Source organism: Pseudomonas sp. LBUM1658, from assembly GCF_059716055.1.
The window spans coordinates 5,859,775-5,874,495 of sequence record NZ_CP166798.1; the positions used below are offsets into that span (position 1 = coordinate 5,859,775).

Genomic DNA, 14,721 nt, shown 5'->3' on the forward strand with positions numbered 1-14,721 from the left:
CTGACCTTCGGTCGACCATGGAAAAATTCTCTGCGGCCTCGTTAATCCACCCGGTTCAGCGGCGATCAGCCATTACTGACAGTGCTGTCAGTTAGCAGTCATGTTGCTGACCGGGTCAGAGGGCTATAAGTAGTCATTGATACTGGCCAATCCATTGATCACTTGCTCTGGCGTCCTGACAGCATGCGTATTCAGAAAAAAAACATCGTGATCGCAGGCTTTCTGATCGTCCTGGCCGCCATTGCCGGCTGGTACCTGACCAAGCCTGCCACGGCCAAGCTGACGGCACCGAGCGCGATTCCGGTACGGGTGGTCAGCGTCGTCGAGCAGGACGTGCCGCGCTATGTCAGCGGCATCGGCTCGGTGCTGTCGCTACACAGCGTGATCATTCGCCCGCAAATCGACGGCATCCTCACCCAACTGCTGGTCAAGGAAGGTCAGCTGGTAAAAGCCGGTGATCTGCTGGCCACCCTCGACGATCGCTCGATCCGCGCCAGCCTCGATCAGGCCCGCGCGCAATTGGGCGAAAGCCAGGCGCAACTGCAAGTGGCACAGGTCAATCTCAAACGTTACAAGCTGCTGAGCGTCGATGATGGCGTTTCCAAGCAGACCTACGATCAGCAACAGGCGCTGGTCAATCAGTTGAAAGCTACCGCCCAGGGCAATCAGGCCGCCATCGACGCCGCGCAGGTGCAACTCTCCTACACGCAGATTCGTTCGCCGGTGACCGGTCGGGTCGGCATTCGCTCCGTTGATGAAGGCAACTTCCTGCGCATGGCTGACGCTCAAGGGCTGTTCTCGGTGACCCAGATCGACCCGATCGCCGTCGAGTTCTCCCTGCCGCAACAGATGCTGCCGACCCTGCAAGGGCTGATCGGCGCCCCGCGCCAAGCCGAGGTCAGTGCCTACATGGGCGCCGATACCGATGGCGAAACCGGCGACCTGCTCGGTAAAGGGCAGCTGACCCTGATCGACAACCAGATCAATACCAACACCGGGACCATTCGCGCCAAGGCCGAATTCAACAACCCGGGGCAAAAGCTCTGGCCGGGGCAACTGGTGACCATCAAGATCCAGACCGCCCTCGACAAAGCCGCCCTGGTGGTACCACCGACCGTGGTCCAACGCGGCCTGGACCAGCATTTTGTCTACCGGGTCAACGCCAACACCGTCGAAATCGTGCCGGTACGAATGGTCTATCAGAACAGCAACCTGAACATCATTACCGGCGTGCAGCCTGGCGATGTGCTGGTCAGTGACGGCCAGTCGCGGCTCAAGGCAGGTTCCAGGATCGAGGTGCTCAGCGAGCCACCGCAGGTCATTGAAACGGCGAAGACGGAGGCGCAACCATGAAAGGCCATGGCTCGATTTCGGCCTGGTGCATTGATCATCCGGTCGCCACGCTGTTGTTGACCTTTGCCCTAGTGCTCCTGGGGGCGATCGCCTTCCCGAAGCTGCCCATCGCACCGTTGCCGGAAGCGGAGTTCCCGACCATTCAGGTCAACGCCCAACTGCCCGGCGCCAGCCCGGAAACCATGGCGTCCTCGGTGGCCACGCCGCTGGAGGTGCAATTCAGCGCCATTCCCGGCATGTCCCAGATGACCTCCAGCAGCGCCCTGGGTTCGACCAACCTGGTCCTGCAATTTGTCCTCGACAAAAGCATCGACACCGCCGCCCAGGAAGTCCAGGCGGCGATCAACACCGCTTCCGGCAAGCTGCCCAATGACATGCCGAGCCTGCCCACCTGGAGGAAGGTCAATCCGGCCGACAGCCCGGTGCTGATCCTCAGCATCAGCTCGACGCAAATGCCCGGTACCGAACTCAGCGACTACGTGGAAACCTTGCTGGCACGGCAGATCAGCCAGATCGACGGCGTCGGCCTGATCAATATCACTGGCCAGCAACGTCCGGCCATTCGCGTGCAGGCTTCGCCGGACAAACTGGCGGCCATCGGCCTGACCCTGGCCGATATCCGCGTGGCTCTGCAGCAGGCCAGCCTGAACCTGGCCAAGGGCGCGCTGTACGGTCAGTCGAGCATTTCCACGCTGTCGACCAATGATCAATTGTTCCATCCCGAGGAATACCGGCAACTGATCGTCTCCTACAAGGACGGCGCGCCGGTACTGCTCAAGGATGTCGCGCGGGTGATCGCCGGCCCGGAGAATGCCTATGTGCAAGCCTGGTCCAATGACCAGCCGGGGCTCAATCTGGTGATCTTCCGTCAGCCCGGGGCCAACATCGTCGAGACCGTCGACCGCATTCAGGCCGAACTGCCACGCCTGCAAGGGATGCTGCCGGCCTCGGTACAAGTGACCGTGCTCTCGGACCGGACCAAAACCATTCGCGCGTCCTTGCATGAAGTGGAAATCACCCTGCTGATCACCGTGTTGCTGGTGGTCGCGGTGATGGCTTTGTTTCTGCGCCAGCTGTCGGCGACGCTGATCGTTGCCAGCGTGCTCGGCGTGTCGTTGATCGCCAGTTTCGCCCTGATGTATGTGATGGGCTTCAGCCTGAACAACCTGACCCTGGTGGCGATCGTGATTTCCGTGGGGTTTGTGGTCGACGATGCGATAGTCGTGGTCGAGAATATCCATCGCCATCTCGAGGCCGGCGATGGCATGCGCGAGGCTGCGATCAAGGGTGCCGGCGAGATCGGCTTCACCGTGGTCTCCATCAGCTTCTCGCTGGTGGCGGCGTTCATCCCGTTGCTGTTCATGGGCGGTGTGGTCGGCCGGTTGTTCAAGGAGTTCGCCCTCACCGCCACCTCGACCATCCTGATTTCGGTGGTGGTGTCGCTGACCCTGGCACCGACCCTGGCCGCGTTGTTCATGCGAAGACCCGAGCACCACACCCACGGTTTCGGCGAACGCTTGCTGGCGGTCTATGAAAAAGGCCTGCGCCGCGCCCTCGCCCACCAACGGCTGATGCTCGGGCTTTTCGGCCTGACGCTGGCTATGGCGATCGTCGGTTACGTGACGATTCCCAAAGGCTTCTTCCCGATACAGGACACCGGCTTCGTGCTCGGCACCACAGAAGCAGCCGCCGATATTTCCTTCCCGGACATGGTGGAAAAACATAAGCAGTTGGCGAAAATCCTCGGCACCGACCCTGCCGTCCAGACCTTCTCCCATTCCGTTGGCGTTTCCGGCAACAACCAGACCATCGCCAACGGGCGCTTCTGGATTGCCTTGAAGGACCGTAACAAACGGGACGTCTCGGCCAGTGAGTTCATCGACCGGATCCGCCCGCAAATGACCAAGGTGCCGGGCATCGTCCTTTACTTGCGCGCAGGGCAAGACATCAACCTCAGCTCCGGACCGAGCCGCAGCCAGTACCAGTACGTGCTCAAAAGCAACGACGGACCGACCCTCAACACCTGGACCCAGCGTCTGACCGAGAAACTGCGGGCCAACCCGGCGTTCCGCGATATGTCCAACGACCTGCAACTGGGCGGCAGCATCACCCACATCAGCATCGACCGCAGTGCCGCGGCGCGTTTTGGCCTGACCGCCACCGATGTCGACGAGGCGCTCTACGATGCCTTCGGCCAACGCCAGGTCAATGAGTTCCAGACCGAGACCAACCAGTACAACGTGATCCTCGAACTCGACGCCAAACAGCGCGGCAAGGCCGAAAGCCTGAATTACTTCTACCTGCGCTCGCCGCTCAGCGGCGAGATGGTGCCATTGTCGGCGCTAGCCAAGGTTGATCCGCCCCGGGTCGGCCCGCTGTCCATCGCCCATGACGGAATGTTCCCGGCCGCCAACCTGTCGTTCAACCTCGCGCCGGGCGTGGCCCTGGGCGATGCAGTAACCATGCTCAACCAGGCGAAGAACGAAATCGGCATGCCGGCCACGATCATCGGCACCTTCCAGGGCGCGGCCCAGGCGTTCCAGAGTTCCCTGGCCAGCCAACCCTGGCTGATTCTCGCGGCGCTGGTGGCGGTCTACATCATTCTGGGGGTGCTGTATGAGAGCTTCGTGCATCCGCTGACGATCATCTCGACCCTGCCCTCTGCTGGCCTTGGCGCCCTGATCATGCTGTGGATCTTCGGTCAGGACTTTTCGATCATGGCCTTGATCGGCCTGGTGCTGCTGATCGGGATCGTCAAGAAGAACGGCATCCTGATGATCGACTTCGCCCTCGACGCCCAGCGCAACGGCGGCCTGACGCCGGAGGAAGCCATTTACCAGGCCTGTTTGACCCGGTTCCGGCCGATCATGATGACCACCCTCGCCGCACTGCTCGGCGCATTGCCACTGATGCTCGGCTACGGCACCGGCGCCGAGCTGCGCCAGCCGCTGGGGATCGCCGTGGTCGGCGGGTTGCTGGTGAGCCAGGCGCTGACGTTGTTCACCACTCCGGTCATATACTTGTGGCTTGAGCGACTCTTCCATCGGCCCAAACCAGCCCCGGTGCTGGCGACCACTTACTGAGGCGGGGTCATGCGTGTTCTGATTATCGAAGACGAGGAAAAAACCGCGGACTACCTGCACCGCGGCTTGACCGAGCAAGGCTATACGGTGGATGTGGTCAGGGACGGTGTCGAAGGTCTGCACCTGGCGCTGGAAAGCGATTACGCGGTGATCGTGCTGGATGTGATGCTGCCAGGCCTCGACGGTTTTGGCGTACTGCGTGCCTTGCGTGCGCGCAAGCAAACCCCGGTGATCATGCTCACTGCCCGCGAACGGGTGGAAGACCGGATCAAGGGCCTGCGCGACGGCGCCGACGATTACCTGGGCAAACCCTTTTCCTTTCTCGAACTGGTGGCGCGCCTGCAAGCGCTGACCCGCCGCAGCGGTGGGCATGAACCGGTGCAGATCAGCATCGCCGACTTGTGGATAGATTTGATCAGTCGCAAGGCCACCCGAAACGGCACGCGCCTGGACCTGACCGCCAAGGAGTTTTCGCTGCTCAGCGTGCTGGCCCGGCGTCAGGGGGAAATTCTCTCGAAAACCGCCATTGCCGAGATGGTCTGGGACATCAATTTCGACAGCGATGCGAATGTCGTCGAAGTCGCGATCAAACGCCTGCGGGCCAAGCTCGACGGGCCGTTTGAAGAAAAACTGCTGCACACCATTCGCGGCATGGGTTATGTGCTGGAGAGCCGCAGTGAGTAACTCGATTGCCCTGCGCCTGAGCGGCATGTTCACCCTGGTGGCGCTGGTGGTGTTCCTGCTGATTGGCGGGGCGCTGTATCAACAAGTCGACAAAGGCCTGGGCCTGCTGCCCGAAGCCGAACTGGATGCGCGCTACAGCGTGCTGGAATCGACGGTTGGGCGCTATGGCACCCCGGAACACTGGGTCAAGATCAACAACAAACTCAAGCTGCTCGGTGAGGAAGACAAACGTATCCGTTTCTGGATCATCAGCGGCGACCCGAACTATGAATATGGCAATCCGACCCCGCAGATTCGGGCCTTTGCCGAAGGCCCGCTGGGCATGCACGACTTGCAACTGCCCGAGCAGCCCTACCCGTTGAAAGTACTGGTCAGTCAGTTCCCGGCCAAGGACCAGCGTCCACCGCTGCGCTTCATGATCGGCATCGATACCGAGACCTTCTACCAGACCCAGCATCAGCTGCTGATCGCCCTGATCGGCCTGGCTATCATCGGCGTGCTGCTAGCCTCGGCGCTGGGTTACTGGGTGGCGCGGATCGGTTTGAAACCGTTGATCAAACTGTCCCAGGAGGCGCAACGCCTGGCACCGCCGAGACTCTCCGGACGCCTGCAACTGTCGCCACTGCCACCGGAGCTCAATCAATTCGTCAGCGCTTTCAACTCGACCCTGGCACGAGTGGAACAAGCCTACTCGCGCCTCGAGTCGTTCAACGCCGACGTGGCCCACGAGCTGCGCTCACCGCTGACCAACCTGATCGGCCAGACCCAGGTGGCGCTGACTCGCGGGCGTTCGGCCGAACACTACTTCGAAGTCCTGCAGTCAAACCTCGAAGAGCTTGAGAGATTGAGGTCGATCATCAACGACATGCTGTTTCTGGCCAGTGCCGATCAGGGCAGCAAAGCCACCACCCTCACCTCGACCTCACTGGCCGATGAAGTCGCGACCACGCTGGATTACCTGGACTTCATCCTCGAAGACGCTCAGGTCAAGGTCGAGGTCAGTGGCGACGCCCAGGTACAGATCGAAATCGCCCACTTGCGCCGGGCACTGATCAACCTGTTGAACAACGCCGTGCAACACACCGCGCCCGGGCAAACCATTCGCGTACAGATTGAAATGCAAGAACACCAGGTCGCCATCGGCGTCGCCAACCCCGGCGAGGCCATTGCCAGCGAACACCTGTCGCGGTTGTTCGAACGTTTCTATCGGGTCGACGCCTCACGCAGCAACAGCGGCGCCAACCATGGTCTGGGCCTGGCGATCGTCAAGGCCATTGCCTTGATGCATGGCGGTGATGTGTTTGTGCGCAGTGATGACGGGATGAACACATTCGGGATCTATCTGCCGGTTTAGTCCCATTACCTTTCCGCATCTTTTGTGGTGCCGGCGAGATCGCCAAGATTTCAGCCTGCGGCAGCTCCTACAAATGTTGTGTATTCGCGGATGTACTCGGTCGGCGTAGGAGCTGCCGAAGGTTCGGGCCGCGTTCGGACGATCTTTTTGGGTCTATGCGGACCCACTGTTACCTTAAAGGCAACAGTCCTTTGAGTGATCCGCTCTGTTTCCCCGGGCCGAAGACCGGTACTTTTGCCACACCAAATATCACTTGCTCTGCAAGAAGGTCTTCAAGATGTCCAACACTATGGGTATTGCCAGCGCTTTTGTTTTGTCTTCCTTGTTCCTGTCGCCGTTCGCCATGGCTGAAGAGTCGCCAGCATTTGTTGCGCAGAATGCCGCGCGTGCCGACGCCTTGGAACAATCCAGGAGCGAACTGACCGCCAAGGCCAAAACCGCTGAGAAACCCCAGCAAACATCAGTCAATCCAGCGCAAACGCCGGTTGATAAAGATAGCTGATCTGCACCACAGTTCTATTTCCCTCGACACTTTCAGGGCTCTTTCTCCTGAGAAGTTGTCTTCAAAGCCGCTGCTCTCAGCGGCTTTTTTTTCGTGGTGAAAAAAACCTCGAATGTCTGGTCTTGCCGAATAAGAAACACCCATCAACAAAATAATAACTGCCATTTTTGATCAAAGGAGCTCTGCCCCCTCGTGAGTCTTTCATTAAAGATCAGCCCGCTATTCATTGCAGTGGCTGTAACTATCGCTTCAAACGCCCATGCAACAGACGACTCGGCTGATGGCTTCGTCGAAGGTTCCAGCCTCAAGCTCAACGCCCGCAATTACTACATGAACCGCAACCGTCGACAGGGAGAGGATGACAATATTGAATGGGGTCAGGGCTTGCTGGGGATTTTCGAATCCGGCTACACCCCGGGTACCGTCGGTTTCGGCCTCGACGCCCATGCCATGCTCGGGCTCAAGCTCGACGGTGGTGGCGGTACCGATAGCTCGAGCATCCTGCCCATCGGTAGCGGCAATGGTAAAGCGCCACCCGGGTATTCCACGGCAGGCGCCACGCTGAAAATGCGCGCAGGGGATACCGAACTCAAAGCTGGTGATCTGTTTCTGAATAACCCGGTGATTGCCGGCGGCGAAACCCGCATGCTGCCGCAAACCTTTCGCGGCGTCAGCCTGAGCAACCAGAGTATCGACGGCTGGCTGATCGAAGGTGGCCAGGCCAGCTTCACCAAGCTCTACAACCAGAGCGGTCATCAGCGCATCGGTACCTCTTATGGCAGCCTGCCAGAGGGTGAGGAAAGCCAGCACCTGAACTGGGCCGGTGTCGCCTGGAGCGGTTTGCCAGGGCTGACCAGCAGCCTGTATGCCTCTGAGCTCAAGGACATCTGGAACCAGTACTACTACGACCTGGACTACAGCTACGCGCTGACCGATCTGGTCAGCCTCAACCCGGGCCTGCACTTCTATCACACCCAGGACACCGGCGACGCGCTGCTGGGCAAGATCAACAACAACACCTTCAGCCTGCACTTGGGCGTCGGCGTCGGTCATCACAGCGTTACCGCCGCCTATCAACGGGTGAACGGCAACACCCCGTTCGATTACATCAACCAGGGCGACAGCGTCTATCTCGATAATTCCCAGCAGTACTCAGACTTCAACGGCCCGAATGAACGCTCGTGGAAACTCAAGTACGCCTATGACTTCGTGGGTCTCGGTCTGCCGGGCCTGACCTCGGCGGTGTCTTACTCACGTGGCGAACTGGACCTGAGCAAGGTCGATCCGCAGAGCGCGGGTTATGGCGAGACCTGGTATAGCGCCGATGGCAAGCATGCCAAACACTGGGAACGCGACATTGATCTCAACTACGTGGTCCAGGGCGGCAAGGCCAAGGATCTGGCACTGCGCCTGCAATGGGCGACCAACCGCGGGGGCAATGGCTACGGCGCGCTGGATCAGGACACCGACGAATACCGGGTAATCGTCGATTACCCACTGAATCTGTTCTAAGCTCATTGGTGCAAATGGTCAGCATTTTTTGCTGGCCTTTTTTATGCTCCAGATTTATACAGGCGCCCCAGGCGCGACCGGTCTCTGCCACTCTGCACGCTGCTCGCAACCCTCTTGATACCGTCCCGGACAGCAGAAGTCAGAACCATGAGTGTGAGAAGTGCGACATCTCTGCGCCCGCCCCCTGTCAGCCGGTCGGTATTGATCCTGATTGTCGGCAGTTCGCTGACGGTGATCGCCATACTGAGCATCGTGGCCTTCCTGCTGATCCGCGAACACCGCAGCGCCGAGCTGGTCGCAACCCGCAGCGCCACCAATATCGTGCAATTGATCAATGCCGACGTGCTGCGTAATGTCGAACTCTATGACCTGTCCCTCAAAGGTCTGATCGCCGCCGCCCAACGTGACGACCTCAAGCAGGTCTCTCCACAGATACGCCACCTGGCGCTATTCGATCGGGCCGCAGGCGCCCCCTTCAAGGGCGACATCCGGCTCCTCGACAAATATGGCGAGGTAATTGCCGACTCGTCGCTGATCGAGCCGAAACCGGCGAATTTTGCTGACCGCGACTACTTCCTCGCCCATGCCTTCAACCGCGATTTGGGAATGTTCATCAGCCGTCCGTTCAAGCTTCGCTGCGACTGCGACGAGCGTGACGAATGGCGCATCAGCTTCAGCCGCCGGTTGTCCTTCGTCACTGGCGAGTTCCAGGGGGTCGCCGTGGCTTCCATGCGCCTGGGTTACTTCGATCAGTTGTTCAACAGCCTGAACATCGGCAACGACAGCACCATCAACGTTATCAACCGCGACGGCATCATGCTGGCGCAACATCCATTGCGGAACAAGGATCTGATCGGCAAAAACTTCAGCGCCCGGCCGAACGTCGAACGCATTCTGCACGAAGGCACGGGCAGCTTCAGTGGCGTATCGAGCGTCAACGGAGAAAAGCGTCTGTTCACCTTTTCCCAGGTGGGCAACCTGCCATTGACGGTGATGGTTGCCCTCTCCACCCATGAAGTATTCGCCGCCTGGAAGCGCACCGCGATAGTCATCAGCAGCGCCACCGGAGTGCTCTGTATCGGCCTGCTATGGCTGACCTGGTTGCTCTGTCGCGAGCTGAAGCTGCGCCATCACGCCGAGCAGGAACTGGCGCAACTGGCAGCCACTGATGCGCTGACCGGCGTCGCCAACCGCCGGGCGCTGGATCAGGTACTCAGCCATGAGTGGTCGCGCGCGCAGCGTTCGAGCAAACCGCTGTCGGTGCTGATGATCGATGCGGACCACTTCAAGGCATTCAATGACCGGCACGGCCATCAGGTCGGCGACGACGCCTTGCGCACGGTCGCCAAGGTGATCAGCGAGAGCATCCGCCGGCCGGCCGATCTTGTAGCGCGTTATGGCGGTGAGGAATTTGCGGTGGTACTGGCCGAGACCGACCAAGCCGGCGCGTTACAGATTGCCGAAAGCATCCGCGCCGCGGTCGAACGCTTGCCGCCGACCAAGGGCGACAAATCGCCGATTACCGTCAGCATCGGTTTGAGCACCTGGTCCGGAGCGCCTGAAGAAAGCTTGAAGACCTTGTTGTTCGCCGCTGACAAGGCGCTGTATCAGGCCAAGGAAAGGGGCCGCAATCGGGTGGTGGCTGGCTGAGAGTTGCGGTGCGGCGGCGGACCGCGTAACAACATAAAAAAAGGCCACCCGAAGGCAGCCTTTAAAAACTAAAGAAAGAGAGTATTACTTACACGGCCGCAACTGGACGCATGTAAGAGATCGGTGCAGTGCTGGCATCTTCGAAGGTCACGACTTCCCACGCATCTTTCTGCTCAATCAATTTGCGCAGAAGCTGGTTGTTCAGTGCATGCCCCGACTTGAAGCCGCGGAACTCACCTATCAGGCTGTTGCCCAGCAGGTAGAGGTCACCAATTGCATCGAGGATCTTGTGCTTCACGAATTCGTCTTCGTAGCGAAGGCCGTCTTCGTTCAGTACTCCATCCGCGTCGACCACGATGGCGTTTTCAACGCTACCGCCGAGTGCGAGGTTGTGCTTGCGCAGGTACTCGATATCACTCATGAAACCAAAGGTCCGGGCGCGGCTGACTTCTTTTACGAACGAAGTGCTGGAAAAATCCACGCTGGCGCTTTGAACGCGGTCACGGAACACCGGGTGATCGAAATCGATCTCAAAGCTCACTTTGAAGCCTTCGAAAGGCAGGAAAGTGGCGCGCTTGTCGCCGTCTTCCACAGTCACTTCACGCAGGATACGGATGAACTTCTTGGCTGCGTCCTGTTCTTCCAGGCCGGCAGATTGAATCAGGAATACGAAGGGTCCGGCGCTACCATCCATGATCGGGACTTCAGACGCGGAGAGCTCGACGTAGGCGTTATCGATGCCCAGGCCAGCCATGGCCGAGAGCAAGTGCTCCACCGTGTCCACTTTAGTGTCACCGCTGACCAATGTGGTCGACATAGTGGTTTCACCAACGTTTTCTGCGCGAGCAGGTATCTGCACCACAGGGTCCAGGTCGGCACGACAAAACACAATGCCGGTGTCTACAGGCGCAGGCTTGAGAGTCAGGTATACCTTCTCCCCGGAGTGCAGACCTACACCTGTGGCACGGATAATATTCTTCAGGGTGCGTTGTTTAATCATGGCTTGGGCCGCTTCAGCGCAAATTGCGAACTGGTATCAACAAAGGCTGGCGATAATAGCAGACCAGACCTTTGCTGAACACCAATCACCCTTATACCCCTGATACATTTCATCAATCGGCCTGGCGACGCAGGAATGCCGGGATGTCCAGATAATCCAGATCATCGTGCGGATTCAGCTTCGCCGCTGTCGCAGCACTGGCCTGAGCCTGGTTGCGCATCACGGTCGGACGGTCCAGATCGCGGTAGTTGACCGACGGCATTTCCTGACGGGCAGGTGCCGGCGATTGAGCTGCCATGGAGGTATGAACGGCATTATCGATAAGTTTAACAGGCTTCTCGATTTTTGCGCCCAGCCCCGTGGCTACCACTGTCACGTGCAACTCGTCACGCATGTCCGGATCGATAACAGTACCGACCTTGACCATTGCGTGCTCGGAAGCAAAAGCTTCGATGATGCTACCCACGTCGGAGTACTCACCCAGGGACAGGTCAGGACCGGCGGTGATATTCACCAGGATGCCGCGTGCACCTTGCAGGTTCACGTCTTCGAGCAACGGGTTGCGGATCGCCGCTTCAGTCGCTTCACGTGCACGGTTCGGACCGCTGGCGCAGCCAGTGCCCATCATCGCCATGCCCATTTCGCTCATCACGGTACGCACGTCGGCAAAGTCGACGTTGATCATGCCCGGACGCTTGATGATGTCGGAGATACCGCGAACGGCACCGGCCAGCACGTCGTCAGCCTTGGCAAAAGCCGACAGAAGGCTCGCATCCTTGCCAAGAATGGTCAGCAGCTTCTCGTTGGGAATGGTGATCAACGAGTCGACGCTTTCGGAAAGCAGACGGATGCCTTCATCGGCGATCTGCATGCGCTTTCGGCCTTCGAAAGGGAACGGACGAGTCACCACCGCAACGGTGAGGATCCCCATTTCCTTGGCCACTTCGGCAATGATTGGCGCAGCACCGGTACCGGTACCGCCGCCCATGCCGGTGGTGATGAACACCATGTTGGTGCCCTGCAGCACTTCGGCAATGCGCTCGCGGTCTTCCAGAGCGGCCTGACGACCGACTTCCGGATTCGCGCCAGCACCCAGGCCCTTGGTCACGCCAGTGCCCAGTTGCAGGATAGTTCGTGCGCCGATGCTTTTCAGCGCCTGGGCATCAGTGTTGGCGCAGATGAATTCCACACCTTCAATGTTGCTCTTGACCATATGGTTGACGGCGTTGCCGCCGCCACCGCCGACACCGATAACTTTAATTACCGGGCTGGCGGGGATGTTGTCTACGAGTTCGAACATTTTCCCTCTCCTTACATTTCTCTAGTTTTTGCGCCTACTGCTTTTTTTTGCTGCCTACCGCTTTTTTCTTGCTGCCTGCCGCTTTTTACTTGCTGCTTGCCGCTTGAAACTTGTCACTGCTGTCTTGCGGTAAATCTTTAGAAATTGCCCTGAACCCAGCTCTTGAAACGATCGAACAGCGGGGTCTTGGCTTCTTCACTGCTGTAGCTGTCGCGGTTGCTGCTGATCCCGGAAAAGGAAACACCGCCGTCGGACTGTTTTTGCAGCCCGTACATCAGCAAGCCCACGCCGGTGGAATAAATCGGGTTGCGCACGACATCGTCGAGGCCTTTGACGCCATGGGGTACGCCGAGGCGGACCGGCATGTGGAAAATTTCTTCGGCCAGCTCCACCGCGCCTTCCATCTTCGAAGTGCCGCCGGTGAGCACGATGCCGGCCGGAATCAGGTCCTCGTAGCCGCTGCGACGCAGTTCGGCCTGGATCAGCGTGAACAGCTCGTCGTAACGCGGCTCGACCACTTCGGCCAGGGCCTGACGAGACAGTTCGCGCGGCGGACGGTCACCGACGCTCGGGACCTTGATGGTTTCACCGGCACCGGCCAGCTTGGCCAGGGCACAGGCGTAGCGAATCTTGATTTCTTCGGCGTACTGGGTCGGAGTGCGCAACGCCATGGCGATGTCGTTGGTCACTTGATCACCGGCAATCGGGATCACCGCGGTATGGCGAATCGCGCCTTCGGTGAAGATCGCGATGTCGGTGGTACCGCCACCGATGTCCACCAGGCATACGCCCAGTTCTTTCTCGTCATCGGTCAGCACCGAATAAGCCGAGGCCAGCTGCTCGAGAATGATGTCGTCGATTTCCAGACCGCAACGGCGCACGCATTTTTCAATGTTCTGCGCGGCATTTACCGCGCAGGTGACCACGTGGACCTTGGCTTCCAGACGCACGCCGGACATACCCAGGGGTTCACGCACGCCTTCCTGGTTATCGATCACGTAGTCCTGCGGCAGGGTGTGCAGCACGCGCTGGTCTGCCGGAATCGCCACGGCCTGGGCCGCGTCGAGTACCCGCTCCAGATCCGCAGCGCTGACTTCGCGGTCACGAATCGCCACGATGCCGTGGGAGTTCAGGCTGCGGATATGATTACCCGCGACTCCAACGAACGCCGAGTGGATGCGGCAACCAGCCATCAGCTGCGCCTCTTCGATGGCGCGCTGGATCGACTGCACGGTGGATTCGATATTCACCACCACGCCCTTCTTCAGGCCACGGGATGGATGAGTGCCGATACCGACGATTTCCAGGGTGCCATCGGCCCCCACCTCGCCCACCAGTGCGACTACCTTGGAGGTGCCGATATCCAGACCGACGATCATTTTCCCGCTTTGCACGTTTGCCATGGTCCTGCCTCTCTTAATTCTTCGCGACAGCGGGTGCGGCTGTCGTCGGCGCTACAGGTTCCCGCCAGCCGACGGCGAGGCCGTTGGCATAACGCAGGTCGATGCGCGCAATGTTCGTAATCTGTTCTTTGAGCGTCTTGTCGTAGATGGCAATGAAGCGGCGCATCTTTTCCACCAGGTAACCGCGACCCAACAACAACTCGATCCCCGGGCCGGCGCTTCCTGCACCAGTGGTCAGAAACCAGCTGCCACGTTCACGCAACTCCAGACGGGCAATCGAAAAGCCCATCGGGCGAAGCATCTGGCTCAACACCTGATACTGCTGCATCACTTGCTGTTGAGCCCGCTGTGGGCCGAACAACTGTGGCAAATGTTCGTAGTTCGCCAGTTCACGCGGGGTGAACGCTTCGCCCTGATTGTTCAACAGCGCTTCGTCACCCCAACGGGCCACGGGCAGCTGCTCTTCCAGGCGAATCACTACTTGATCAGGCCAGACGCGACGCACTTCGGCGTGAGCGATCCATGGCATTTTTTCAAGCTCGGTACGCATGCTTGCCAGATCAATGGTGAAGAAGCTCGAGGCCACGTAAGGGGCGATTCGCTGCTGCACGGCTTGCTGGCTGATGTAGCTCAAATCGCCCTGGACGTTGATTTTGGTAATCGGCCGGTCGGCGTACGGCAGCAAACGCTGCGCGCCTTCATAGGTACCGAAACCCAGCGCCACCAGCAGCACCGACCAGAACAGGCTTTTCAGAAAGCCGAAATTGGCTTTCGGCAGGCGCGACGACATCGGCTCTTTGGCCACCATTCGGCTGGCACCACGCGGCACCGGCTTGCGGCCGGGAGCGGGGGGCTGATGACGTAGATGGGCGCCTTGCAT

The 14,721-nt window shown here is 59.4% G+C and carries 11 protein-coding genes; 7 read left to right on the forward strand and 4 right to left on the reverse strand.

Translation table 11 applies throughout. The features are described from left to right. The first annotated feature begins 183 nt into the window (after window positions 1-183). From ACA064_RS27095 to ACA064_RS27125, 7 genes are all read left to right on the forward strand, one after another. Complete coding sequence (locus ACA064_RS27095) at window positions 184-1,353, forward strand: efflux RND transporter periplasmic adaptor subunit (protein WP_497670872.1); 1,170 nt, start codon at window positions 184-186, stop codon at window positions 1,351-1,353. Beyond that, complete coding sequence (locus ACA064_RS27100; RefSeq protein ID WP_497670873.1) at window positions 1,350-4,436, forward strand: multidrug efflux RND transporter permease subunit; 3,087 nt, start codon at window positions 1,350-1,352, stop codon at window positions 4,434-4,436. Before ACA064_RS27095 ends, ACA064_RS27100 begins: the two co-directional genes overlap by 4 nt. Window positions 4,437-4,445: 9 nt before the next feature. Continuing rightward, complete coding sequence (locus ACA064_RS27105) at window positions 4,446-5,120, forward strand: heavy metal response regulator transcription factor (RefSeq protein ID WP_497670874.1); 675 nt, start codon at window positions 4,446-4,448, stop codon at window positions 5,118-5,120. Then, window positions 5,095-6,474 (forward strand): heavy metal sensor histidine kinase, encoded by a 1,380-nt coding sequence (locus ACA064_RS27110; RefSeq protein ID WP_497670875.1) that lies wholly within the window; start codon window positions 5,095-5,097, stop codon window positions 6,472-6,474. Before ACA064_RS27105 ends, ACA064_RS27110 begins: the two co-directional genes overlap by 26 nt. Before the next feature lie 277 nt (window positions 6,475-6,751). Next, entirely contained in the window at window positions 6,752-6,976 is a 225-nt protein-coding gene (locus tag ACA064_RS27115) for a hypothetical protein (RefSeq protein WP_497670876.1), read from the forward strand. Window positions 6,977-7,168: 192 nt separating this feature from the next. Next, window positions 7,169-8,488 carry an OprD family porin gene (locus ACA064_RS27120; protein ID WP_497670877.1) on the forward strand — a complete coding sequence of 440 codons (1,320 nt, stop codon included), beginning with the start codon at window positions 7,169-7,171 and terminating at the stop codon, window positions 8,486-8,488. A gap of 147 nt (window positions 8,489-8,635) precedes the next feature. Further along, window positions 8,636-10,138: a sensor domain-containing diguanylate cyclase gene (locus ACA064_RS27125; protein ID WP_497670878.1), complete on the forward strand. Its 1,503-nt coding sequence runs from the start codon at window positions 8,636-8,638 to the stop codon at window positions 10,136-10,138. Between the two features lie 88 nt (window positions 10,139-10,226). Here ACA064_RS27125 and lpxC read toward each other — a convergent pair whose 3' ends face one another. The 4 genes from lpxC to ACA064_RS27145 all read right to left on the reverse strand — a co-directional run bounded on the left by lpxC (window position 10,227) and on the right by ACA064_RS27145 (window position 14,721). Next, window positions 10,227-11,138, reverse strand: coding sequence for a UDP-3-O-acyl-N-acetylglucosamine deacetylase (gene lpxC / locus ACA064_RS27130; RefSeq protein WP_150641887.1), 912 nt, complete (start codon window positions 11,136-11,138; stop codon window positions 10,227-10,229). A 112-nt stretch (window positions 11,139-11,250) separates the two neighbouring features. Continuing rightward, window positions 11,251-12,438: a cell division protein FtsZ gene (gene ftsZ / locus ACA064_RS27135; protein WP_497670879.1), complete on the reverse strand. Its 1,188-nt coding sequence runs from the start codon at window positions 12,436-12,438 to the stop codon at window positions 11,251-11,253. Between the two features lie 137 nt (window positions 12,439-12,575). Beyond that, a complete protein-coding gene (gene ftsA, locus ACA064_RS27140; RefSeq protein WP_150641885.1) occupies window positions 12,576-13,841 on the reverse strand; it encodes a cell division protein FtsA in 1,266 nt (421 codons plus the stop codon). A 13-nt stretch (window positions 13,842-13,854) separates the two neighbouring features. Further along, a complete protein-coding gene (locus ACA064_RS27145) occupies window positions 13,855-14,721 on the reverse strand; it encodes a cell division protein FtsQ/DivIB (protein WP_497670880.1) in 867 nt (288 codons plus the stop codon).